The 24,741-nt window shown below is 47.8% G+C and carries 19 protein-coding genes; 15 read left to right on the top strand and 4 right to left on the bottom strand.

Annotation, left to right across the window (positions count from 1 at the left end; all coding sequences use genetic code 11):
• From prsK to ACXX82_RS03790, 6 genes are all read left to right on the top strand, one after another.
• A complete protein-coding gene (gene prsK, locus ACXX82_RS03815) occupies positions 1 to 2,130 on the top strand; it encodes an XrtA/PEP-CTERM system histidine kinase PrsK (protein ID WP_323507540.1) in 2,130 nt (709 codons plus the stop codon).
• Positions 2,117 to 3,469 (top strand): PEP-CTERM-box response regulator transcription factor, encoded by a 1,353-nt coding sequence (prsR, locus tag ACXX82_RS03810; RefSeq protein WP_322232301.1) that lies wholly within the window; start codon positions 2,117 to 2,119, stop codon positions 3,467 to 3,469. The genes prsK and prsR overlap by 14 nt, the downstream gene beginning before the upstream one ends.
• A gap of 82 nt (positions 3,470 to 3,551) precedes the next feature.
• Complete coding sequence (locus tag ACXX82_RS03805) at positions 3,552 to 5,144, top strand: acyl-CoA ligase (AMP-forming), exosortase A system-associated (RefSeq protein ID WP_458562451.1); 1,593 nt, start codon at positions 3,552 to 3,554, stop codon at positions 5,142 to 5,144.
• Complete coding sequence (locus tag ACXX82_RS03800) at positions 5,141 to 6,379, top strand: pyridoxal-dependent decarboxylase, exosortase A system-associated (protein ID WP_322232299.1); 1,239 nt, start codon at positions 5,141 to 5,143, stop codon at positions 6,377 to 6,379. Before ACXX82_RS03805 ends, ACXX82_RS03800 begins: the two co-directional genes overlap by 4 nt.
• A 162-nt stretch (positions 6,380 to 6,541) precedes the next feature.
• Positions 6,542 to 7,255: a S1 family peptidase gene (locus ACXX82_RS03795; protein ID WP_322232298.1), complete on the top strand. Its 714-nt coding sequence runs from the start codon at positions 6,542 to 6,544 to the stop codon at positions 7,253 to 7,255.
• An 81-nt stretch (positions 7,256 to 7,336) separates the two neighbouring features.
• A complete protein-coding gene (locus ACXX82_RS03790) occupies positions 7,337 to 7,954 on the top strand; it encodes an XrtA/PEP-CTERM system exopolysaccharide export protein (RefSeq protein WP_322232297.1) in 618 nt (205 codons plus the stop codon).
• A 112-nt stretch (positions 7,955 to 8,066) separates the two neighbouring features.
• Here the strand turns inward: ACXX82_RS03790 and ACXX82_RS03785 are convergent, their stop codons facing one another.
• The 4 genes from ACXX82_RS03785 to prsT all read right to left on the bottom strand — a co-directional run bounded on the left by ACXX82_RS03785 (position 8,067) and on the right by prsT (position 12,916).
• On the bottom strand, positions 8,067 to 8,906 hold the full coding sequence (locus tag ACXX82_RS03785; RefSeq protein WP_323507538.1) for a hydrolase 1, exosortase A system-associated: 840 nt from the start codon (positions 8,904 to 8,906) through the stop codon (positions 8,067 to 8,069).
• Positions 8,903 to 9,772 (bottom strand): hydrolase 2, exosortase A system-associated, encoded by an 870-nt coding sequence (locus ACXX82_RS03780; protein WP_322232295.1) that lies wholly within the window; start codon positions 9,770 to 9,772, stop codon positions 8,903 to 8,905. The genes ACXX82_RS03785 and ACXX82_RS03780 overlap by 4 nt, the downstream gene beginning before the upstream one ends.
• A complete protein-coding gene (locus ACXX82_RS03775; RefSeq protein ID WP_323507537.1) occupies positions 9,769 to 10,020 on the bottom strand; it encodes an acyl carrier protein in 252 nt (83 codons plus the stop codon). Before ACXX82_RS03775 ends, ACXX82_RS03780 begins: the two co-directional genes overlap by 4 nt.
• Before the next feature lie 118 nt (positions 10,021 to 10,138).
• The gene (prsT, locus tag ACXX82_RS03770; RefSeq protein WP_458562450.1) at positions 10,139 to 12,916 is read right to left on the bottom strand and encodes an XrtA/PEP-CTERM system TPR-repeat protein PrsT; all 2,778 of its coding nucleotides are present in this window, start codon (positions 12,914 to 12,916) and stop codon (positions 10,139 to 10,141) included.
• A gap of 772 nt (positions 12,917 to 13,688) precedes the next feature.
• On the opposite strand from prsT, the gene ACXX82_RS03765 reads away from it, so the two are divergent.
• The 9 genes from ACXX82_RS03765 to ACXX82_RS03725 all read left to right on the top strand — a co-directional run bounded on the left by ACXX82_RS03765 (position 13,689) and on the right by ACXX82_RS03725 (position 24,740).
• The gene (locus tag ACXX82_RS03765) at positions 13,689 to 15,224 is read left to right on the top strand and encodes an XrtA system polysaccharide chain length determinant (RefSeq protein ID WP_323507312.1); all 1,536 of its coding nucleotides are present in this window, start codon (positions 13,689 to 13,691) and stop codon (positions 15,222 to 15,224) included.
• An 86-nt stretch (positions 15,225 to 15,310) separates the two neighbouring features.
• Complete coding sequence (locus ACXX82_RS03760; RefSeq protein ID WP_323507311.1) at positions 15,311 to 16,180, top strand: XrtA-associated tyrosine autokinase; 870 nt, start codon at positions 15,311 to 15,313, stop codon at positions 16,178 to 16,180.
• Between the two features lie 52 nt (positions 16,181 to 16,232).
• On the top strand, positions 16,233 to 17,717 hold the full coding sequence (locus ACXX82_RS03755) for a TIGR03016 family PEP-CTERM system-associated outer membrane protein (protein ID WP_322232291.1): 1,485 nt from the start codon (positions 16,233 to 16,235) through the stop codon (positions 17,715 to 17,717).
• A 17-nt stretch (positions 17,718 to 17,734) separates the two neighbouring features.
• Entirely contained in the window at positions 17,735 to 18,745 is a 1,011-nt protein-coding gene (locus tag ACXX82_RS03750; protein WP_323507310.1) for an XrtA/PEP-CTERM system-associated ATPase, read from the top strand.
• A gap of 80 nt (positions 18,746 to 18,825) precedes the next feature.
• Positions 18,826 to 19,686 (top strand): XrtA system polysaccharide deacetylase, encoded by an 861-nt coding sequence (locus ACXX82_RS03745; protein ID WP_323507309.1) that lies wholly within the window; start codon positions 18,826 to 18,828, stop codon positions 19,684 to 19,686.
• The gene (locus tag ACXX82_RS03740; protein ID WP_458562449.1) at positions 19,683 to 20,768 is read left to right on the top strand and encodes a FemAB family XrtA/PEP-CTERM system-associated protein; all 1,086 of its coding nucleotides are present in this window, start codon (positions 19,683 to 19,685) and stop codon (positions 20,766 to 20,768) included. Before ACXX82_RS03745 ends, ACXX82_RS03740 begins: the two co-directional genes overlap by 4 nt.
• Before the next feature lie 3 nt (positions 20,769 to 20,771).
• Positions 20,772 to 21,992, top strand: a complete 1,221-nt coding sequence (locus tag ACXX82_RS03735; protein ID WP_322232287.1) for a TIGR03087 family PEP-CTERM/XrtA system glycosyltransferase — start codon at positions 20,772 to 20,774, stop codon at positions 21,990 to 21,992.
• 14 nt (positions 21,993 to 22,006) lie between these two features.
• The gene (gene xrtA, locus ACXX82_RS03730) at positions 22,007 to 23,557 is read left to right on the top strand and encodes an exosortase A (protein ID WP_458562448.1); all 1,551 of its coding nucleotides are present in this window, start codon (positions 22,007 to 22,009) and stop codon (positions 23,555 to 23,557) included.
• Positions 23,535 to 24,740, top strand: a complete 1,206-nt coding sequence (locus tag ACXX82_RS03725) for a TIGR03088 family PEP-CTERM/XrtA system glycosyltransferase (RefSeq protein WP_458562447.1) — start codon at positions 23,535 to 23,537, stop codon at positions 24,738 to 24,740. The genes xrtA and ACXX82_RS03725 overlap by 23 nt, the downstream gene beginning before the upstream one ends.
• Position 24,741: the final 1 nt, after the last annotated feature.

The raw sequence follows: 24,741 nt of genomic DNA, 5'->3' as shown, positions 1-24,741 counted from the left end.
ATGGCGGTAGCCTTTCAAATGTCGATGAACATCGCGGTACTGGGCTACTCGTTGGCAATGCTCGCATTTTTTTCTCTCATTGTGCTGCTGCTGACCAGTTGGAGGAAGCAACTTAACGCTAAGGCGCTGATATTTTCCTGTCTGCTGACGATAGGATGGAGTGCGACGCTGGCCTGGCAGTCCGGTTGGGCCACGCATTTTTCAGTAATCAGCGATGTAACCGAAGTGCTCAGGAATGCCGGGTGGACTGGTTTCCTGCTATTGCTGATGGGTTTTTTTCAGAAACCGAAAAGTCTGTCTGGGCCAAGATTAAATTCGGTAGTCGTTGCGATCGGGATATTTTATCTGGTCATTTTATTGGCTACCCTTGCCAGAAATACGGAACAGCATTTTGTCGTTGCAGAGATCGTTGTGATGGCTAGTACCGTTGGCCGATTAGCATCCGCTGTACTTGGACTTCTGTTGGTGGAGCAGCTTTATCGCAATACACCTGTCGAAGAACGCTGGGGAATTAAATTTGCTTGCATGGGCATGGGTGGTCTATTTGCCTATGATTTTTATATGTATAGCGACGCTATGCTGTTTCGGCACGTCAATATCGAGATATGGTCGGCTCGCGGTGTCGTCAACGCGCTGACAGTGCCGTTGATTGCTATGTCGGCATCCCGTAATCCCAAATGGTCACTGGGTTTCACCGTTTCTCGTCGCATTGCGTTTCATTCCGTGTCACTTTTTGGCGCAGCAATTTACTTATTGGCGATGGCATCTGCCGGTTATTACCTGCGCTATTTTGGTGGCCGTTGGGGCACAGTCATTCAGGTAGCATTTTTGTTTGGCGCGTTGATTTTGCTGGGTTGTATATTGTTTTCTGGCGTATTTCGTTCATGGTTACGAGTGGTGATCAGCAAGCATTTTTTTAATTACACCTATGACTATCGTGAAGAGTGGTTACGATTTACGCGGATTTTGTCCGAAGATGGACCTGATTTAGGAGTGCGCGTTGTTCAGGCATTAGCCAAGTTGGTCGAAAGTCCGGGAGGGGCGCTTTTTGTCACCCGCGAATCAGGACAATCAGGACACTGTGAACGCCTCGCAAATTGGAATATGTCTCTCATGAGCCAGTCCGACCCCGCGAATCTTTCCTTATGTCGTTTTCTTGAGCAGAAACAATGGGTGATTGATCTTAAAGAGTATGCAGACAATCCGACGCGTTATACCAATGTCGCACTGCCTGAGTGGTTGTGCAATTTTTCCAAAGCCTGGTTAGTAATACCACTTAGCTTGCATGGAAAATTGTTGGGGTTTGTTGTGCTGGCCCAACCCAGAAGTGCGTTGAATTTAAATTGGGAGGTCATAGACTTGCTTAAAATTGCGGGCAGTCAGGCCGCTAGTTATTTGGCGCAGCAGGAATCTGCGCATGCCTTGATGGTTGCGCGACAATTTGAATCCTTTAATCGTATGTCGACGTTTGTTGTACATGATTTGAAAAATTTGATTTCACAGCTATCGCTATTGATGTCGAATGCAGAAAAGCATAAGCACAATCCAGAATTTCAAAAAGACATGCTCGCGACGATTGATCACTCAGTGCAAAAGATGAAATTGTTGTTGCAGAAGTTGAGCCGTAAAGACGCTATTGAGACCTATATTCCGTTGAACATTGATGCGCTCTTACAGCAAATCATTCAGTCCAAGTCGCGTGCAGAACCCCGACCTACGCTTGAGATCGGTGATCCCGGCTTAGTGGTGATGGCCGATTGGGAAAGGCTGGAACGGGTGATTGGTCACATCATTCAGAACGCGATTGAAGCAACATCCAAAGCCGGCAAAGTGGTCGTTAGTGTTGCAAAGGTTGATGAACGTGTGGCGATATCGATCAACGATACAGGACGAGGGATGAGCAAGGAGTTCATTCGTGACCGATTGTTTAAGCCTTTTGAAAGTACGAAATCGGCAGGAATGGGTATTGGTGTGTTTGAAAGTCACGAGTATATCAATGAGTTGGGAGGCCAACTTACCGTCATCAGTCAAGAGTCAATCGGCACAAACTTTCTGATGATGCTGCCATTTCATAAGGATACGACGAAACCTATCGCGCTATTGCAAGAGGAAGCCAGTGAGTCAAAATAAACCAAAGCTGTTGATCATCGAAGACGATCCTGGCCTCCAAAAGCAATTGCGCTGGAGTTTCGACGCTTATGAAGTCCTGATTGCAGGTGACCGTGAAAGCGCGCTGGCAATGATGCGGCGGCACGAACCTGCGGTCGTGACGATGGACCTTGGCTTGCCACCCGATCCAGACGGTGCGACCGAGGGATTGGCCACGTTACAGCAATTACTGGCGCTTGCTCCTGATACCAAGTTAATCGTTTTAACCGGCAATCAGGACCACGCCCATGCGGTCAGTGCGATCGGTATGGGCGCGTATGATTTCCATCAAAAGCCGTGTGACGATGAAATATTACGTCTGGTCGTTGAACGTGCTTTTTATTTGCATGCACTGCAGCGCGAAAATCGCCGCATGCAATTGGCACAAAGCGACTCGCCGATGACTGGCCTGATTAGCCGTGATGCTGGCATGTTGAAGGTCTGCCGCAATATAGAGAAGGTTGCTCCGTCTTCTGCTTCGGTCATGCTGTTGGGTGACAGCGGTACAGGAAAGGAAATCCTGGCGCGGGCATTGCATCAGCTTAGCGCGCGTCATGGGCATCGCTTCATGGCAATTAATTGCGCCGCCATACCCGAGAATCTTCTGGAGAGCGAGTTATTTGGCTATGAAAAAGGTGCGTTCACCGGCGCTGCCAAGCAAACGTTAGGCAAGGTAGAGCTGGCCCATGGTGGCACGTTTTTTCTGGATGAAGTGGGCGATTTGCCGATGTCTTTACAAGCAAAACTTCTACGGTTCTTGCAGGAGCGTGTCATTGAGCGCGTTGGTGGTCACACTGAAATTCCAGTTGATGTACGTGTCGTTTGCGCGACCCACCAAAATTTAAAAGAGTTGACTGTTACCGGACGCTTTCGGGAGGATTTATATTTCCGCTTGAGCGAGATCGTGATCAAGATTCCTACCTTGAGGGAGCGAGCCGGTGATGCGACATTACTGGCCCATCACTTTGTCAATAAGATCAGCGCCAAAGAGGGACGTTCTGTGCTGCGCTTTAGCCAGGAGGCTTTGACTGCGATCGAAGGTTATGCATGGCCCGGCAATGTACGTGAGATGGAAAATTGCGTGATGCGTGCTGTCATCATGGCGGATGGTCCCCAGATAACCGCGGATGATCTCGGTCTGGCTGTGAATCCATCGACGGAGGAGCCGATTAACTTACGGCAGATACGAGACGACGCGGAATACAAAGCTGTGGTGAAGGCATTGGGTCGAGCGGACGGCAATATTCTTAAGGCCGCTGAATTACTTGGCGTTAGTCGGCCAACGTTGTATGACTTAATCGGACGACATGGGATTAAGTAAGTTGAGTAAGCACAGTCTTTTGATTGAAAGTTACATTTATCTGGCCCTGTAAGCCGTCTACCTTTTTTGATTTTTTGCCGCAATGACTAATCTTGTTCACGAGTTTATTTTTCACGCAGCCTCTGCGTCGCCAGATGCAGAAGCCTTGGTGTATCAAGGACATCGTCTCGGGTATGCTGGACTGGCGACACAAGTCGATGCAATGGCGCAGCTTTTGCTCGAGCTTCGGATCAATGCCGGTGAACGGGTTGCGATATATCTGGAGAAACGTTTCGAAGCGGTGGTGGGAATGTTTGGTGCGGCAGCGGCCGGAGCCGTATTTGTGCCCGTCAATCCACTGCTCAAATCTGCTCAGGTCGCGCATATTCTTGCTGATTGCAACGTCAATATCCTGATAACGACGACCGACCGGTTGGCGGCTCTTGCGGATGTAATGCAGCAGAGCAGGGATTTGCATACGGTTATTATCGTCGGCTCAGGGGCGGCATTGCCAAATTCCTCTTTATTGCAGGGCATAGACTTTGTCTATTGGGACGAGGTTTGTCATAAACTCAGGTCCTTGACACGCCACCGTCGTATTGATAGCGACATGGCCGCCATTCTTTATACCTCCGGCAGTACGGGCCGCGCGAAAGGGGTGGTCCTATCTCATCGTAATATGGTTGCAGGTGCAGTCAGTGTGGCAGGTTATCTGGGTAATACCGCACAAGATCGCATTCTTGCTGCGTTACCGTTGAGTTTCGACTATGGATTGAGCCAATTGACGACTGCGTTTTATGCCGGTGCTTCAGTCGTTTTGATGAACTATTTATTTCCACCGGATATCGTCAGGGCCGTAAAGACTGAGCGCATTACCGGTCTTGCTGCTGTTCCGCCGCTGTGGAATCAATTGGCGCAACAAGATTGGGGTGATGCAAGTAGTTTGCGCTACATTACCAATTCTGGAGGCGCGTTACAGCGTCCGACATTGGATAAAATGCGTGCGGCATTACCTGCAACGCAGATTTATTTGATGTACGGGCTAACGGAGGCATTCCGTTCCACTTTTCTGCCACCTTCTGAAATCGCTACGCGCCCCAATTCGATTGGACGTGCCATTCCAAATGCTGAAGTGATTGTGGTTCGTCCCGACGGAACCCTTTGCGAGCCGAATGAGCCGGGGGAATTAGTGCATCGTGGTGCATTGGTCGCTATGGGCTATTGGAATAATCCAGAAAAAACTGCGCGGCACTTTAAGCCTGCGCCAGGACAGGACAAGGCGCTTCCGTTCGCCGAGATTGCAGTGTGGTCGGGCGACACCGTGCGCTTGGACGAAGAGGGATTTCTCTATTTCATTGGACGCGATGACGACATGATCAAAGTATCAGGTTATCGGGTTAGCCCGCATGAAGTAGAAGAGGTGGTCTACGCAACAGGATTGGTGGCGGAGGCAGCCGCAATTGGTGTGCCGCACCCACAGTTGGGCCAAGCTATTATTGTTGTGGTCCCACGCGCTGACGGCATGTCATCGTCTCAGGCTTTGCTTAAGGGATGTCAGAGTCGTTTGCCATCGTATATGGTTCCAGCGCACGTCGAGGAATGGGCAGATATGTTGCCGCGTACCCCAAACGGGAAAATTGATCGCAAGTTTTTGCAACTGAGCTTAGCTTCATTTTTTACTGATCAGGTGAAATGACGATGCTGCCGAAACCAGTTCATGCGCCGCAGCAGAAGTTTCCGACCGTCGGCAATTGCCTTCAGATTGGCGGCATACCGTTGACACAACTGGCTCAGCGTGTCGGAAAGACGCCGTTTTATGCGTATGATCGCGGCCTGCTGGTAGCGCGGGCGCAGTACCTTCGCAGTTCTTTGCCAAAAGAGATCGCGCTGCATTATTCGATCAAGGCAAATCCGATGCCTGCTGTCGTTCAGTGTATGGCCAATCTGGTCGATGGATTTGATATTGCGTCTGGCGGCGAACTTAAAGTGGCGCTCGATACGCCTATGAGGCCAGACTGTATCAGTTTCGCCGGACCAGGAAAAACAGCCGCAGAGTTAACCCAAGCGATCGCCGCCGGTGTGGTCATTCATCTGGAGTCGGAGCACGAGCTTGAAGCAGTTGTTGATATCGGGCAACTACTTGGAATTGCGCCTCGGGTGGTTGTGCGGGTAAATCCGGATTTCGAAATGAAAACATCGGGTATGAAAATGGGTGGCGGTCCCAAACCATTTGGTATCGATGCCGAATTGGTGCCGCAGCTGCTCAAACGCCTTGCATGGTTAGATGTCGATTTTCACGGATTACAAATTTTTAGCGGCTCCCAGAGCCTAAACCCCGCTGCAATTATGGATGCACAATCGCGTACATTTGATTTGGCTTTTCGGCTTGCCGGGTACGCACCACAGCCCATGCGTTTTCTTAATATTGGCGGGGGATTCGGTATCCCTTACTTTCCCGGAGATAAGCCTTTAGATGTGCGTCCGATCGGTGAGCATCTAGGGCAGTGGCTACCGCGTGTGCGGGCTGCGTTGGGGAATACTGAGATAGTCATCGAGTTGGGACGCTATCTGGTGGGCGAAGCAGGCGTCTATGTTTCTCGGATTCTGGATCGTAAGACCTCACGTGGGAAGATTTTTTTAGTTGTTGACGGTGGGTTGCATCACCATTTGGCCGCCTCCGGCAACTTTGGTCAGGTGATTCGCAAAAATTATCCGGTCACGGTGGGCAATAAAATGTTGGAGACCGCGCGCGAAGTAGTGTCCGTGGTGGGGCCATTATGTACACCGCTCGACATACTTGCAGAAGATATGGAATTGGCTAAGGCAGAGGTTGGGGACTTGATTGTTTTGTTTCAATCCGGTGCGTACGGTTTGACTGCTAGCCCTACGGCTTTTCTTAGCCAGGCTGCGGCTGGCGAAGTGCTGGTATGAATGGTGACTTATGACTTGTGATAACACTATTACGAGTAAAAAATCGCAACCATTTTTTTTAGATTTTTTATGTTCGACTTCAATATATCCCCAATGGGAGACTATGTGAAAAATACATTATCGTTGGTTAGAAAGTCCCTTATTTTTTTAATTGGGTATTGTTTGCTGGAACCTATCAGTGCCAGCGAGTTGATGCAGACGATTGAAAGCGTTAAGCCATCCATTGTTGGGATTGGCACTTTCTTGCAGCTCCGTAGCCCAGCGACTAGTTTTGTGGGTACTGGATTTGTTGTGGGCGATGGTCTTAGCGTCATTACTAATGCGCACGTTATCCCTGAGTTGATTGATGGTGAGCACAAGGAAACTTTACGTATTACGGTAGGAAAAGGTGAGGGCATTGAGTATCGGGATGCAGTATTGATCGCCATGGATAAGTTGCATGATCTGGCTTTGTTAAAAATCAGCGGACTGCCGCTTCCGCCTATGAAGCTGGGCGACTCTACTGCTGTCCGAGAAGGTCAATCGATGGTTTTTACAGGGTTTCCTCTTACCGGCATTCTAGGATTTCATCATGTGACCCATCGCGGCATGATTGCGGCGATTACGCCGGTTGCCACGCAGGCGCCTAATGCCAAATATCTGGACGTAAAAGCCATCATACAAATGCAACGGAACGCATATCCAGTATTCCAACTGGATGGAACCGCTTACCCCGGCGGTAGCGGAAGTCCGTTATACGATCCAGAAACGGGCGTTGTATATGGTGTTATTAACAAAGTGATTAATTCAACGAAGGAAGCTGCGATTACTAATCCCAGTGGCATTACGTATGCGATTCCGGTCAACTTTGTGCGTGACCTGATTGCCCGCAGATAGGCTTATCAACAAGATGAAAATAATCACCGTATTTTTTTTGTACTCTCGTCTCAACTTCAATGATCAAAAAGGAAAAAAATTATGTATAGCGACTTCATGAGATGGTTAGCCGTTTTAGCTGTTTCGATGTTGATGCTCGGGGGATGCGCTAGCACCAGCCATCAACCCCAGGTGGACGATAGCCAGGTTCAGCGGCATGATTATCTGATTGGTCCAGGAGATAATCTCAATATTATCGTCTGGCATAACCCCGAAGTATCTCTCAGTGTTCCAGTGCGCCCTGACGGAAAAATTTCAACGCCTTTGGTGGAAGATCTGCCGGCTAGTGGTAAAACCGCAACGCAACTGGCTAGAGATATAGAAAATTCTCTGACCAAATTTATTCAGCAGCCAGTAGTTACCGTGATGGTCACTGGATTTGTCGGATCGTACAGCGAGCAAATTCGCGTCATCGGACAGGCCGCCAAACCGCAGGCACTCTCCTATCGTCAGGAAATGTCTCTGTTGGATGTACTGATTGCTGTGGGGGGGATGACTGAATTTGCATCCGGCAATAAAGCCAGTATTATTCGGACCATCGATGGCAAGCAACGGAAACTGTCTGTTCGTCTGAATGACTTGATTAAGGACGGTGATATTTCCGCCAATATATGGATGCGCCCCGGGGACATACTGGTCATACCGGAAAGCTTCTTTTGATGTTCGCGCCGCTGCGATAGATGCATAAATAAATCTGTAAATAACTGTGCAAATTTATGTGCAAATACATACAAATTGATGGTAGCTAAAATCCACCATCAATTTGGATTTTCTACCATGACTGAAGCCAGTCCTTGGTCCAGCGCCCGACTTTGTCGCGCCATACTCTCGTTGAAAAAGTATGATTTGCACCGGGTAACGTGTGAGTTTGAGTTTGCTGATTTTCCAGAAGTACGCGCCATTTTTCGTTTGAAGCAACGAGATCGCTGAATTCACTAGCGGTCAGATCGTCGCCGCTTAATATTAATAATACTTTTCCCTTAAAACGACTGTATCCATCAAACATGCGATCCGGTAATGACGCTGATGCTCTTGGTTGGGCGCGCTTAAAACACGCCACCCTGACGTCATTGATTAACGAGCGGGCCGCGGCAATATAATCCACTTTCCCCGTCAAAATCTTCTTCCACAAGGCATTGTCAGACAGACGTGAGAAGTAGTAATGTTTGAGATGGGCTTTTGCTAAACCACTTTCAGTTCGTACCCACGGATTAAGCAGAACAAGTCCGGTAACCCTGCTATCCCGCCAGGCATAAAAGAGTGCTGCTGATGCTGCATCACAGAGGCCCCAAATGACCACTTCAGTCATGCCGGGAACGGATTGAATAAAATGGTCTATTGCACAGCGGATGTCATCATTAATATCCTCGAAATTTCGCGTATCGCCTTCGCTGTCACCCATCCCTCGATAGTCGAACCGCATTGTTGCTATGCCGGATGAAGCGAGATAGCGCGACAGCAGCGTAAATTGGCGATGACTTCCCGCGCGATATTGCGGGCCACCGACCAGCATCACGACACCTCTGTTACCGGCCTGCTCAGGCATACTTAAGACACCATACAGCCAATCATTGTGACAAAGGAAGCGTACAGCATGGTCTTCAGCATTCATTTTGACATCACCGAACCTTCATCAAGAAGGGATGTAGTGACGGTTAGCAATGCAGGTGCGTCCGATATATCTTGTAATGCCCAAAAAGGCTGTCCCAACACTGCATGCTGGTGTAAGTCAGCATTCTGACGCCGCCATTCGTTGACTACTTCGGTTGTTAATGACGGTATTGTATTGAGGCCAGGGCCACTTATATCGAACCAATATATCGGAGCAGTATTCACCCATAGCGTCTTGGCATCGAGGGCATCAATGGCGGAAGTAAGGGCGGGGGAAATGTCATAGCCAGCTATTTCGAACGTTTCTCCGTCAAGCATTGCACTCCGCATTGCATTTGTCGTCACTGAGGTTCCGATGGGCTTCTGGCCGTCGGCTAAAATGCTACTTGCAGCGCGTAGCCTGAGAAACTGCGTCATAAAGGATTTTCCGTTGATCACAGGCTGCCAAAGAATGATGGAGGTTATCCGATTTTGCGCATGCCGTGCGAAATCCATCGCGAGTAATGCGCCCAACCGTAGCCCCCATAAACCTATTTGGGTGTGCAAACGCTGAATGAGCCATTTTTCTGCAATGCCCAGATCTGCCTTCCAAATTTCCCACGTTGCGTCGGCAAATTCGCCAGTGCTATCACCGCAACCGAACAGATCAATTATCAGCACGGCATAACCGTTCTCGGCAAATTGGCGGGCCTGCAATGTGACGACTCGACGTGACCGATTCATTTCTTCCGCAAATGGATGAACGTAAATAAACGCCCCACGACAGACGCGATCTGGCGGTGGTGCGTGATAGATGCAAAAGCGCTTCCCAGGCGCGGCCGTCAGAAAAAAAGATTCCGCAGGAAAGCGATCGGGATGCGTTTTCATTGCGCTAGTTTCTGCTCGATAAAAGTGGCAAGACTGCCTACCGTGTAAAAAATAGTAGCACTGATTTCATCGTCATCAATGACAATGCCGAAGCGCTCTTCGAGTGCGGTAATGATGTGGATAACGGCCATTGAATCCAATTCTGGGATACTTCCCAGCAAGCCGGAATCTGCGTGCAAGGTGCTTGCCCGCTCACCAAGATTGAGGGTATCCGCCAAGAGGAGCTTGACCTGTTCAATAGAGTGCATATGCAATTCAGGTGCAGTAAAAATAAATGGTGAATGGTAAATAATGGGTGAGCGAATGCAACCCGACAAGGATGCTGGCTTTGCCTGATTACTTCTAGCTAAAGCCAGCCGACAGCAATTATATTGTCTTTGCCAAAGCCTTAGCTTCCTCCATATTTGCGAAGTTTTTCCCTGTTGCTATTAATTTATCCAGTTCGATTCTTGCTTTGACCTTGTCGCCAGACTTCAGCAATCCAAGCGCCAGGTGATACCGGATATCCAACGCATCTGGTGCAGCGTTACTGGCTTTTTGCACAAGAGGAAGGCCGCGCGTTGTATCACCCTGTTCGATTAACAACCAGCCCAACGTATCCATTACCTGAGGGTTGTCGATTGCCAATTGATGGGCTTTTTCTGCTGTTTCCAATGCGTGAGGATCTTTTTCTTGCTGATACGCAAGGGCCAGATTGTTGAGCACACCGATATTGCGAGGTTCCTGACGTAAGACCAATAGATATTGCACGATTGCGGCTTTGGTTTGCTTCTGCGCGAGATAGGTTTCCGCTAGATAAATATGTAGGGCAACCTCCGTTGGGTGCTGCTCGAACCATTGGTTGACCCGGGCATCTGCCTCTTTCGTTTTGCCAGCTAAATTCAGCGATTCATGCAGCTTCATCAGCAGTGTTACATTTTTGTTATTCACAAGAAAAGCTTGCTCATAGGCTTTCGCCGCTAAGTCAGGTTTTTTCTGGGATAGCAGGATATTGCCTTCTATTTCATAACCTATGGCTGACTGTCCGGCTTGTTTCTGGATCTTCCTGGCAAACTCAATTGCTTGCGCCTGATTGCCACTGCGCATATATAAGGACGTTTGCAAAATCTCGGCATCCAAATAATCAGGCTGTATCGCAAGCGCCTTCTTAATTGCTTCCGACGCAGCGGAAGGATTGTTCAGAGCGATCTGAACCGATGCAATTTTAAACTGCGTCACAGGCGAATTTGGCAGTAAAGCAACTAGTCTCTGAAAGCTTTCCAACGCAGCTAATTTGTCGTTGTTGGCAAACTGTGTTTGAGCCAGCAGGTTCAACATGTCGGGATCGGTTGGATGGGTGGCTTGCAACTTACGCGCCAGCGTCAGCGCTTTTAACTTTTCGTTAATTTGCAAATAACGTGATGTCAGGCGCATCGCGGCAGGTAATGATTCTGGATCTTCCTGTGTCGCACGTTCTAGCCAAGCTGTTGCTTCTTCTTGATGTTTTTGAAAAAGCGCAAGACTTGCCATGGCGTTTATTGCCTGAATATTCTTTTTGTCTACTGCTAGTAAAGCCTCGAGACGCTTTCTTGCTACATCAGGTTTTTTTTCCCTTAAGTCCAATTGAACCAGGTTGATAATTGCAGGAAAATAAGCCGCTTGTAGCGAAAGAGCTTTTTCAAAACTTGCGCGTGCGCTAACGAGGTTATTTTGCTGGTAATAAATATCACCTTTTAGACTTTGAACGAGAACATTTTTAGGCTGTTCTTTCTCAAGTGCGTTTGCTGCCGTGAGCGCTTTATCAAATTCCTGAAGACGTATGTGCGCCATGATTAACAAAATGCCCGATTGCGGCGATTTTGTATCCAGAGTCGTCGCCATTTCCAGTTCAGCGACTCCTCCTACATTTTCTCCCATGGCTAACTTACTCAACCCTAATGCTGTATGCGGCTTCGCAGTTTGCGGTACCAACGCACTCGCTTTTTCGAAATATTCTGCCGCCTTGATAAAGTTTTTGCTTTGCATATTAGTCTGGCCGGCAAGCATTAACAGTTCGACGTCTTGTGAAGGGTCTTTCAATGCAGGCTCTAAAGCGAGACTTGCGTTAGCGATGTCGCCGCTATTCAAAAAAGTCGAGACCAGTAATTTGCGCGCATAGAGGTTATTTGGATTCTTAGCGAGATATTTGGTCAAATATTGTTTCGCTTGTGGCATTGATCCCAAATTGTATTGAAGTGCGCCGGCGATCAGTACCCCCGGCATATAGTCCGGCATGGCACTTAATACTTTTTGTATACCTTCTAATGCCTCCGCGTTTTTTCCCTGACTAAAATCCAGTAATCCCTGCATATAAAGAACGATTAGATTCTTGGGAGCACTTTTTTGCGCGGCATCGATATCGATCTTGGCTTCAGCAAATTTTTTCGCGCCTATTTCTAAAGAGGCTTTATTCAACAGCGCGTCGACATTGTCAGGTTTCAGTGCTAGTACAGTATTAAAAGCCGCTAAAGCTGGTTCAGTAGCGTGTTGCCCACTCAGCAAATTGGCCTTAAATAGCAGTACTTCGATATTCTTTGGGTTTTTATTAACTGCGTGTTCCGCAAAACTGGTGGCAGCCGCAACATCATTCTCTATCAACGCGTTCTTGGCTAATCCAATGAGAGCAGCAGGAAAATCGGGGTCACTTTTGAGGCTAGATTCAAAGGCTTCTTTAGCCTCCTTATTTCTCCTCAGTCCGAGATAGGCGTTCCCTCTCATAGCCAGGACGTCGCCTTGCGTAGAAACTTTTTCTGTTTGATCCAGCACATTCTGAAACTGATTTTGCATGAGCAGCGATTTCCCTAAGGCAGGCAACACCATCTCGGCGCTTTTCCCTAGGCTTAATGCCCTCCGCAGTTCTTTCTCAGCTGACTGTGGATCGCCGGTTTCTATGGCAATCATTCCCAGCAAATATCGGGCCTCCACATTATCGGGATTTTTTTGCAGGACATTTTTCAATTGAATTTGTGCAGACGCGTCGTCTCCTTTTTGCTGATAGTTCCTTGCTTCGCTTATCAATGCGTCTGCAGACTGCGTCCTGCTACATGCAGCAAGGCCATAGGCAAATAGAAACGCAGCCGACAAGAGGGTTGCTTTCATCACAAAACTGTTTTCTTTACTGAGCATTTCGCGTCCTTGTTACTTCATGTCGAGCCGGAGGTTTGGAAAATACAACTATTGCATGGAGGGCCAAATAATTATCGTTTTGATAAAATTTAACTTACGTCGCCATGCAGAGCGCTGATGAAACAGCGAGGTTTTTCATCATCATTTGCTTTGTACTAAAACCAACGACTATAACAACTACTACACCTCTTAGTATCTAAATATTATCTTGATCGATAAATTGATTATTTTTAGGAACTACTCTCATCTATTGTCAATAAATAACTTTAAAATATTATTTAGATATCTGTGCCAGTAAATTTAAATTTTCCACGTATAAAAATTATCTTCAGGAAATATTATTTAAAATTTGCACGTATAAATGTAACGCGGGAAATAATTTCTTATATTTTCTTTTAAAAAATTTTTTTTAGGAAATATTATTCTTATCGATAGATTGTAAAAATGTTATACGGGAAATATTTTTAATAATATATGACGGGCCATAAAGAGACATAAAATAGACCATTAAGAAAATGTGCAAATAACCACTAATATTATCTTCACGTGATGATATTATCAAAAAATGTAAAGGTGCAATATTGTCAGAACTTAAGGGTGCTGAAACATTTTGAATGTCGCAAATTTTCGGCGACTTATCTGGAATGTTTAACGGATCGTACCCAATTCGATATTGCTATTGAGATAAGTAGCCTAAGGTTGTCCTGTGCGTATTCATGCATTGGCCACGGATTTTTTGGCCGAATTAAGTATGTATGGAGAACGTTAGCTTATGTTGGATTTAATACCTCGGCTTTTATCTTTTTCAGTCGTAATATGGAAATACAAGTGGTATGCGACCTCCATTGCATGGGTAGTTTTTTTGGTTGGTGGTGGTGTGATTTATGGACTACCTAATGATTTTCAGGCGTCTGCTCGCGTGTACGTCGACACCCAAAGTATCCTGAAGCCTTTGTTATCGGGAATGACTAGCGTCCCGAACGTTGAACAGCAAGTTTCAATCATGAGCCACACGCTGTTGAGTCGACCCAATCTTGAGCGTGTCATGCGTATGACAGACTTGGATATCAAGGCCAAAAATATTGACGACAAAGAGAAGTTGACTGATGAACTGGCCACACAAATTAAAATAACGCAAACAGGGCGCGATGACATTTACACCATCACTTATAACAATCAAAATCCTAAGCTTGGCAAAGATGTTGTTCAGTCCTTGTTGACCATTTTTGTAGAAGGTAGTGTCGGCGACAAAAAGCAAGACTCGGACAAGGCAGTACGTTTTATTGAAGAGCAGATCAAAGGCTACGAAGATAAGTTAAATGCAGCTGAAAATGCAGTAAAAGAATTCAAACAAAAAAATGCTGGTTTGCTGCCTCGTCAAGGTAGCGATTACGAGACGCAGTTGCAACTATCCGCTGATGCATTAAGTTTGGCCCAGCTCGATTTGAAAGAGGCAGAGCAAGCGCGCAATGCGATTAAACGTCAGGTCTCCGGCGAAGCGCCGGGCGGCAATCAAGAGAATGATCCTGCAATTGTATTAAATCCGCAGATGGATGCGCGTATCCAGTTGCTAACCAAGCGCCTGGATGATTTGCGTATGCAATTTACGGAACAATATCCAGATGTTATCGCTACTAAGCGCCTGATTGCCGAGCTTGAAACGCGTAGAGCTGAAGAGGCCAGAACAGGCAAGCGTGGGATTGACCCCGGTGCGAATTACAGCCCTATGTTGCAGCAATTGAGCGTCGCATTATCTGCGGCAGAGGCAAAAGTTGCCAGCATGAGAGCGCGGACAGGCGAGTATGCCGCTCGCTATGCGCGACTGAAGGCGCAAAACGGGGCTGCGCCCGATATAGACGCCCAGTTTGCCCAACTCAATCGTGATTATCAGATTAATAAAGAAAATTATGAAAAACTTGTTGGACGCCGCGACGCCGCCAAGTTATCTGGGGATCTTAGTTCGGCAACGGACTTGCTGACATTTCGCGTTATCGATCCTCCTACTGTTCCAATCTTACCTGTTGGTCCGAACCGACTTAAACTATTTTCGATTTTATTCGTCGCTGCCTTGGCAGCTGGCGTCGGATTGACGTTACTTATAAGTCAAATTCGACCCACCTTCCTAAGTCAGAGTGAACTTCTGGAAGCTACCGGTATTCCGGTATTAGGCGCAGTGACCATGAATTGGACTGTTGATGAAAGTGCCCGGCGCAAAAAAAGTGCCATCGGATTTAGTGCATCCTTTGCGGGATTCATCATTCTTTATTTCGGCGTGATGTTGGTGTTGTTATTCAAAGCACATGGCTAAGCAGACACCATCTGCTGCCATAAAACGGTCTAGCTTATCAGGCCAGGCGTACGGCCTAGCGTAATTGAACAAGATTGGGAGTTTGGATGAGCATTATTGAGAGAGCGGCGGCCCGGCTCGACGCAAAAAAAGGGATGGAACCTTCGCCCAGTAAAGTATCAAGAAGTCCGACGCTGCAAGTTATTGAGCCGAACGATGAGCCTATCACGCGGCTCCCTCAATTACCTGCGGGTAAGGTGATAGAAATTGATCTCGCAAGATTAAGTAAATTGGGTTTTATTACAGCGGGAGGTGCCAGTTCGCTGGTAGCGGAACAGTTTAGAGTCATTAAACGTCCGCTCATTAAAAGAGCATTTAATCCAAAAAGTAGCGCCACTAATCCCGGCAATCTAATCATGGTTACCAGCGCTTTACCTGGCGAAGGGAAAACGTTTTGCGCTATTAATCTGGCGATGAGCATTGCGATGGAGATGGATCATACCGTTTTGCTTGTTGACGCAGATATCGCGCACCCGTCGGTATTGAAAACCCTCGGCATAGAAGCAGATAGTGGCCTCCTGGACATACTGCTTGAACAGAATCTTAATGTCGCAGATGTGCTATTGAAATCCAACGTCGATACGCTGACGATATTGCCTTCTGGAAAAAGTAAACAGCATGCTACGGAGTTGCTGGCAAGTCACGCCATGAGTTTGTTGCTAAAAGAAATTGCCAGCAGGTATTCAGATCGGATCGTGATTTTTGATTCTCCGCCATTACTGCTGACCAGCTCCGCTCATGCATTAGCCAGTCAGATGGGGCAAATCGTGGTTGTGGTGGAAGCAGAAACGACAAGTCAGCATGCTGTGCAGGCATCTCTCAAACAACTTGAGGGATGTTCGAACGTCAATTTGGTGTACAACAAAAGTAGGGTGTTTCCTGGCCAGGAGAGCTATGGATATGGGGAATACTATTAGTAACCGGCCTTTCAGCAGGACTTATTTTCATCCTATGTTCCCACTGAAAATCATGTCAACCGCAGTTGCACTGGTTCTGTCTTCAGTCACCTTCGCCGCGGAGTGGTCCATCATACCCAGCCTGGGCGTCAATGAGACTTATACGGATAACGTTAATCTTGCTCCAAAATCGTTCGCAAAAAGCGATTATATTACTGAAATTTCGCCTTCAATTGTTTTGGTTAAGACTGGTCGATATTTAAGAGTGAATGTGGAAGATATCGTCCAGGAAGTTATTTATTCAGACAAAAGCACCGGTTCAAAATTTACCAATCAGCTGCATGCAACAGTCAAAGCTGAGCTGATTGACGAACTCTTTTTTGTCGATAGCGCGGCCTCAGAGAGTCAGCAAAATATTTCTGCGTTCGGTGCACAGCCGACGAATAACATCTACGCAACCAACAATCGTACTAATGTGCGAACGTTTAATTTTAGTCCTTACCTAGCGCATACATTCGATACGTTTGCTGCTGCAGAATTACGATATGCCGTTGATTCGGTGGCTGCCAGCAGCGGTGCCTTAGCAAGCAGTCACTCAGATACAACGTCGTTCCATGTGAACAGCGGACCTGCATTCCGACTACTTGGGTGGGGTTGGCAATATAGCGACCGCATCACGCATTACCCGACGTTGAGCAGCGTCAAGTTGGCAAGCACATCGGGTAACCTCAGCTATTTGCTTCTCCCAGTGTTGAAGTTGACTGCCACCGTCGGTTACGATCGTGACGACTACCCAAGCATAGGTAAATTAACCAATGGCTTTTCCTGGACGACGGGTTTTGCATTGGCCGTGAATCAGCGGACCAGTCTGGTGGCAACGGTCGGCCGGCGATATTATGGCGATACATTTTCGCTTGCCGCGACTACGCGCAGTCGCACCGCGATCTGGGATATCAGCTACAACGATACAGTCACGACGACACAGTCTCAGTTTGGACTGCCTGCCGCGATTGATACGTCCGCCTATTTGAATCGTTTATTGTCGGGGACGCTAGCCGACCCGGTGCAGCGACAGCAGGCGGTTAACAACATTATTCAGAATGCTGGTCTGCCCGGCTCTCTGAACAATTCAACCAACTACTTTACCAATGCCGTATTTCTCCAAAAACAGTTACAGGCATCCGTCGCGATCATCAGCCCCAAAACTACGCTAGTGGTCAGTCTTTTCGACGTCCAGCGCGAGCCCCTGTCAACTGCGCAAAATAACGGTATTTCTTTGAGCAATGACAAGACCAATCAAGTGGGTGGAAGTGTCGTGTTAGGTAGACGGCTTACTTCGCAAATAAACGCAAATATTAGCTTACTCGCCTCTCGGGTCGAGTCACTCACAAGCGGACGGGTTGATCACACGCAAACGCTGCGTCTGGACATCGTGAAACAGTTTTCTGCCAAGCTCAAAGGCACTGTCGAACTCAGTAGAAGTCAGGGCGAATCAAATCAGGCTGGTATTGGATATCGGGCAAATACGATTGCGGGATTTTTTAATGTCCAGTTATAACCGGAGTTTAGCAACCAATGTATGAAACATATTACGGCTTGCGAGATAAACCCTTTCGTCTCGTCCCTGATCCAGCTTTCTTCTTTGCTAGCAAAGGACACAAGCGCGCCTTGAGTTATCTCGAATACGGGATATCGCAAGGTGAAGGCTTCATCGTTATTACAGGTGAAGTCGGAGCAGGGAAAACGACGCTTGTACGTAATCTTTTCAAGAAATTTGAATCAACAAAAATCGTCGCAGCGCATCTGGCTAATACCCATCTTGATCCAGATAATATCTTGAAAGTGGTAGCGGGCGCATTCGGGATGTCATGTGAAGGCGTCAGTAAAGCGACTTTGTTGATGGAGCTCGAAAAATTCCTACAGCAATCCCATCTAAATGGGCTGCAGGCATTGCTGGTAGTTGATGAAGCTCAAAACCTTACGCCGAAGACGCTCGAAGAACTAAGGATGCTGTCTAATTTTCAGGTTGGCGACAAATCGTTACTTCAAACATTTTTGCTCGGACAACCAGAATTCCGTAAAACGCTTCATAGCCAGGGCATGGAGCAATTGCGCCAACGCGTGATCGCCACCTATCATTTGGGCCCAATGGATGTCGAAGAAACCCAGGCCTATATAGAGCATCGGTTACGTACCGTAGGCTGGCAGGGCGAACCGTCCTTTAGCAAAGAGGCATTCTTTGAGATTTTCGCTTATTCGGGAGGAATTCCTCGAAAGATCAATACCTTGTGTGACCGTCTTTTTCTGATGGGCTATCTCGAAGAGCTTCAAGCATTTGGCACGTCCGAAGTCAAGGAAGTGATTCGGGATATTGAACAGGAATTTAGTCTTCCTGTTGAGGCTAGCGATATCGAAGCAGGTACCACGCTTGTGGCGACGGAGAGCGTAAATCCTACTGATGGTCTGCAAGATATGTATGAAAAATTATACAAATTGGAGCAGACCATGCTCACTCTCTTAACGGCGCTTAACAGTATTAATTTCCCATCACCGATTGAAAATATTCCAGTCGAAAATAATCAATGAAATCTATTTCATCGGCTCAGAATTTTTTTGGGGTGCGGTAGATATACGTATGGTGGACCCGTCCTTCACAGGGAAATGATATGAATCAGGCATCCAATAAAGCATTGATCCGCAATGCAATGACCATCGACGTGGAAGATTATTTCCAGGTATCGGCTTTTGCGTCGACTATTCCCAGAGATAGCTGGCCGTCGATATCTTGCCGGGTTGAGCGAAATATTGACCTGATACTGACAATTCTTAACGACCACAACATCAAGGCCACCTTTTTTACTCTGGGCTGGATTGCGGAACGCTATCCAGCGATGGTGAAGCGTCTAGTTGACAGTGGCCATGAATTAGCGAGTCATGGATATGGCCATCGCAGAGCGAGCGACCAGGACGCTGGCGCTTTTCTGTCTGATATTACGCGTAGCAAAAAGGTGCTGGAGGATATCGGTGGACAGCCTGTTTTAGGATATCGGGCGCCAAGTTTTTCGATTGCTAACGGCAATCTTTGGGCGTTAGATCTGTTACACGATGCAGGTTATCGCTATAGTTCCAGTATTTATCCGGTCAAGCATGATCATTACGGCATGCCGGATGCCCCGCGTTTTGCCTTTTATCCTAATGGCAAAGATGGATTGCTCGAATTACCCATTAGCACCGTGCGCGCGTTCAACAGAAATTTCCCTGCTGGTGGCGGCGGATTTTTTCGTTTCTTTCCTTATGCTATGTCGCGCTGGCTCTTGCGACAGGTCAATAGCCAGGATCAGCAGTCGGCGATATTTTATTTTCATCCTTGGGAGCTTGACCCTGCACAACCGCGCCAGAGGGGCATCGGCTTGAAAACCCATTTTCGGCACTACGTGAATCTGCATCGCACGGAGGCGCGAATTAATGCTTTGGCGCGTGATTTTCAATGGGATCGGATGGACCGTATTTTTCTGGATAACAAATGAACCTGATCGCAGAAGCTGTGCGGCCGACAGCGGCGCATTTGGTTCCATCAGCGCCTGTTTTTACAGTCCGTATGATGCAGCATGCGGACGTCGAAAAGTGGGATAAATTTGTGTTGGCATGTCCTCACACAAGTTTCTTCCACCGCGCTGGTTGGAAGCATGTTATCGAACGTGCATTTGGTCATCGAACATATTTTCTATATGTTGAATGCGAGGGTCGCATTCAAGGCGTACTGCCGCTGGCACAAATCAAGAGTCTTCTTTTTGGGCATTCATTGAGTTCCCTGCCATTTTGTGTTTACGGTGGAATTGCGGCAAGCTCACCTGCGGCGGCTGACGCATTAGATCGTGCGGCACAAAAGCTTGCCGAAAAATTAAATGTCGATTACCTCGAATATCGCCATCATCACCCTCAACATCCAGAGTGGCCTACAAAAAGTCTTTACGTGACCTTTCGTAAGGATATCTATGCGGATGACGAAAAAAATATGTTGGCCATTCCCCGCAAACAGCGCGCAATGGTTCGTAAGGGTATCAAGGCCAATTTACAAAGTAGCATTGATCGAAGTGTGAATCGTTTTTTTGCGGCTTATTCCGCCAGTGTGCATCGCCTCGGAACACCTGTATTTTCGAAGAAATATTTCCGACTGTTAAAAGAGACTTTTGCCGAAAATTGCGAAATCCTGACAATAACCAAGGAGGGGCGGACCATCAGCAGCGTCATGAGTTTTTACTTCCGTGATGAGGTGCTACCTTACTATGGCGGCGGCACCGCCGAAGCCCGGGACGTTGCAGGGAATGATTTCATGTATTGGGAGTTAATGCGATACGCTGTAAAAAAAGGTATTCGCGTTTTCGATTTTGGCCGTAGCAAGCAGGGCACGGGAGCTTTCGATTTTAAGAAAAACTGGGGATTCGAACCGCAACCGTTGCACTACGAGTACCAGTTGCGCCGCGCTCAGCCGATCCCTGATACCAATCCGTTGAATCCAAAATACCAGTTAATGATCAAGGTGTGGCAACGTTTGCCCTTGTGCGTTGCCAACGTGATCGGCCCGCATATTGTGAAGAATCTGGGATAAAGCGTGGAACATCTCCTCTTTTTAGTTCATCGTATTCCCTATCCCCCTAATAAGGGTGACAAAATTCGTTCCTATCATTTGTTAAAGCATCTGGCGCAGCGCTATCACGTGCATCTCGGCACTTTCGTCGATGATCCTGACGATTGGCAATACGTTGATAAGGTAAAACAACTTTGCGACGATACGCATTTTGCCGCGTTGAACTCGCGTATCGCGCGGCTGCGCAGCCTTGGTGCGCTCGGTGGGAATCGTGCACTCAGTCTCGATTACTATCGCGATCCCGGTTTACATGCATGGGTGAAGAGGGTATTGGCGAATAATCCGATTAGTCGGGTCCTCGTATTTTCGTCCGCGATGGCCCAATATGCAGGGAGCGCGCAATTGACTCGACGGGTTATTGATTTTGTCGATGTCGACTCGGATAAGTGGCGCCAATATTCGGAAAAAAAATCATGGTTTATGCGGTGGCTATATCGACGTGAAGCCCGCCAACTTCTATCTTACGAGCAACAAGTCTCTCGCAATTTCGATACATCCTTATTTGTGTCGGCACCCGAGGCTGATTTATTCCGCCAACTTGCACCCGATAGTGCGCACAAAATTGGGTTCTTCAATAACGGTGTAGATACAGATTATTTTTCACCAGAACATCTATTTCCGAATCCATATCAGCCAAACCAGCTAGTTATGGTGTTTACCGGGGCAATGGATTATTGGCCGAATATCGATGCAGTGCGATGGTTTGCGTATCACATCCTGCCAGCGATACGTGTCGAGAATCCAACCGCACTTTTCTATATTGTTGGGGCCAGACCGTCGCCGCAGGTGCAAGAACTGGCGAATTTTCCCGGGATACAGGTGACCGGCTCCGTGCCTGATGTACGTCCTTATTTGGCGCATGCACATTTAGCTGTGGCACCGTTGCGTATTGCGCGCGGTATTCAGAATAAGGTGTTGGAAGCAATGGCGATGGCGAAGCCCGTGCTGGTTTCTTCGCAAGCATTCGAGGGGATTGATGCCATGCCCAATCGGGAGCTTATGCTGGCAGAGAGCGCTGAGCAGTTCGTCACAATGGCGACAGACTTACTTCAGCGATGTAATGTCGAACACGACAATCTGGGCGCGCGCGCAAGGGAAAAAGTTAAAGCGACTTACGGCTGGGCGAACAAACTTAGCATTGTCGATGGTCTGCTCGACATAAATATGCCACCTACATTTATATAATTGATCGCCACTATATGCACTCTCAGACTTTGGTATACACCGATCGATCATTTATCCTAAAAGCAATCCTGATTGTTTTCACATTCCTTTTGCCATTTTTGATTTATTTCGATACGGCGCGATCGATTGTGATGATTTGGAATAGTTCGGAAACTTTCACCCATCAGTACAGTATTTTGCCGATTAGTCTTTGGCTGATCTGGCAGCGTCGAGAAGTCTTGGCGCAGATGAAGCCGGAACCATATTACCCAACAATGCTCCTTTTGGCATTCTGCGGATTTGTCTGGCTTTTGGGTAATCTGGCCGATGTTCAAGTGGTCCGGCAATTTGCCTTTGTGGTGATGATCATCCTTGCTGTCGTCTCCGTGTTGGGGCGCCGTATTTCCGCCTCGATTGCCTTCCCGTTGTGTTTTCTCTTGCTAGCGGTTCCGTTCGGTGAGATTTTTATCGCACCCTTAATCGAGTTTACGGCAAATTTCACCGTCGCAGCGTTACGTGTAACCGGTATTCCTGTATTGCGCGAGGGAAATAGCTTTTCCATTCCATCTGGTCGCTGGTCGGTAATCGAAGCATGCAGTGGCATTCGTTACCTGATTGCCTCTGCCACGCTAGGTTGCCTCTATGCGTATCAGACTTATCGGTCACCTGTGCGACGTGCCATATTTATTCTCATTTCAATTCTGGTTCCCATTATTGCAAATGGTTTGCGCGCTTACATGATTGTGATGATTGGGCACCTGAGCGGCATGAAGCTTGCGGTTGGCGTGGATCATTTGATTTATGGTTGGTTATTCTTCGGTCTTGTCATGTTCCTGATGTTCCAGATCGGTAGTTTTTGGCATGAGGGACCACAAAAAGTATCGGCAAAAACAAAATCAAATAACGCCATTCCTGCGCAGAGCAGTAGTCCTGGTCCCGTCCATATCGGAAAGTTAATAGTTTCCACTGCATGCATTCTGGTCTGCCTCGGGATATGGCCATTGTTTGCGCATATTATGGGGCAAACGAGGAACACTCCGCTACAGGCCGATCTGAGTAACGTGCATGTGAGCTGGCAGGATGCGCCTGCGTTCACAACCTGGAAACCGGCTGTCAATCCATCCAATGCAGAACTTTATCGTTTCTTTCGGAGTGGTACGCAGACGGTGGGAGTATCGATTCACTATTACCGCAACCAGCATCCAGGGGCGACACTCATTAGTTCCGCAAATCGCGTGCTGCCCGAAAAAGATGAAGTTTGGACGCAACTAAACGCGTCGAATCGTACGGAATCCATACTGGGACGTGAAATTTCGGTTCGGGAAGAGATGATTCAGAGCGCATCTGGCTCTGTGCTGATGTGGCGCTGGTACTGGATAAATGGGCATCTTACTGCGAACGACTACAAGGGGAAATTGCTTCAGGCTCAGGGCAAGCTACTCATGCAAGGCGACGATGGCGCGGCCTTGATTGTGTTCGCCCCGTATTCGGATAAACCTGAGATCGCGCGTCAGGCTTTGCATGATTTCCTGAGTGAAAATTTGACGCCATTGGAAACCACACTTGCCAATAATAAAAAACATTAGAGCCGGAATAGAGCCTGTGATCGTGACGACTAACATTCCCCTCGTGGTGCACCTGCTTTACCGGCTGGATTTCGGCGGTCTTGAAACATTGATGGTTGACTGCATCAATCGCATGCCTGCGGATAAATATCGCCATGCCGTTGTTTGCCTCACGGATTACACCGCGTTTTCTGAGAAGATTACTAAACCGAATGTGCGTATCTTTTCCCTGCATAAACCGGCTGGTCTGGGCCTAAGCGCACATCTGAAGTTGTGGCGTCTGCTACGTCAATTAAGGCCGACGATTTTGCATACCTATAATTTGTCTGCGCTTGAATATGGGGTGACTGCTGCGATGGCAAACGTACCCGTTCGCGTCCATGGTGAGCATGGCCGCGATGCCAGCGATCCAGACGGGACCAATCAAAGACATAACCGATTGCGGCGCTGGTTGCTGCCTTTTTACGACTGCTATTACGCGGTCTCGACGGATTTGTGCAATTGGCTCACAACGACCATCGGCGTGCCGGATAAAAAAAATCTCTTACTGGCAAACGGTATTGATACAGATACGTTCCACCCACCCTCGGGGGCGCAAAGTATGCTTTCTGAAAAACTGCCAGCGGGCAGCTTTGTAATCGGCACCGTGGGCCGGTTGCAGGATGTCAAAAATCATGCAGGATTGATTGATGCCTTCATTCTCTTGCTCACTCTGATACCCGAAAAAAAATCACAATTACGACTAGCGATTGTCGGCGATGGACCACTCCTACCTTTACTTAAGGAAAAAATTACCGCGGCAGGTCTCGCTGATCAGATATGGTTATCTGGCGCGCGCACCGACGTTGCGGAAATCATGCGGACATTTTCTCTCTTTGTCCTGTCCTCAATTGCGGAAGGAACGCCCATCACCATCCTGGAGGCGATGGCGACGGGCTTGCCGGTTCTCTCTACCCGGGTCGGTGGCGTGCCTGAAGTAGTGGTCGAAAATATCACCGGCACGCTGGTGTCCGCATCCGATCCAGTAGCGTTGGCCAACGCCATGGCGTGGTATGTCAATCATCCCGATCTTGTTATTCAACATGGGGTTGCCGGTAAAGCGCGTGTCGAAAAACAATATGGCATGGCAGCAATGCTGGCGTCTTACACCAACATGTATGACGACATGTCTACCGCAAAAAAAATCACTTTGGGACGTGGATAAA

This window comes from Glaciimonas sp. GNP009 (genome assembly GCF_054343755.1).
Note: the sequence above shows the minus strand (reverse complement) of the source record. Positions and strands in the feature narration are given on the sequence as shown.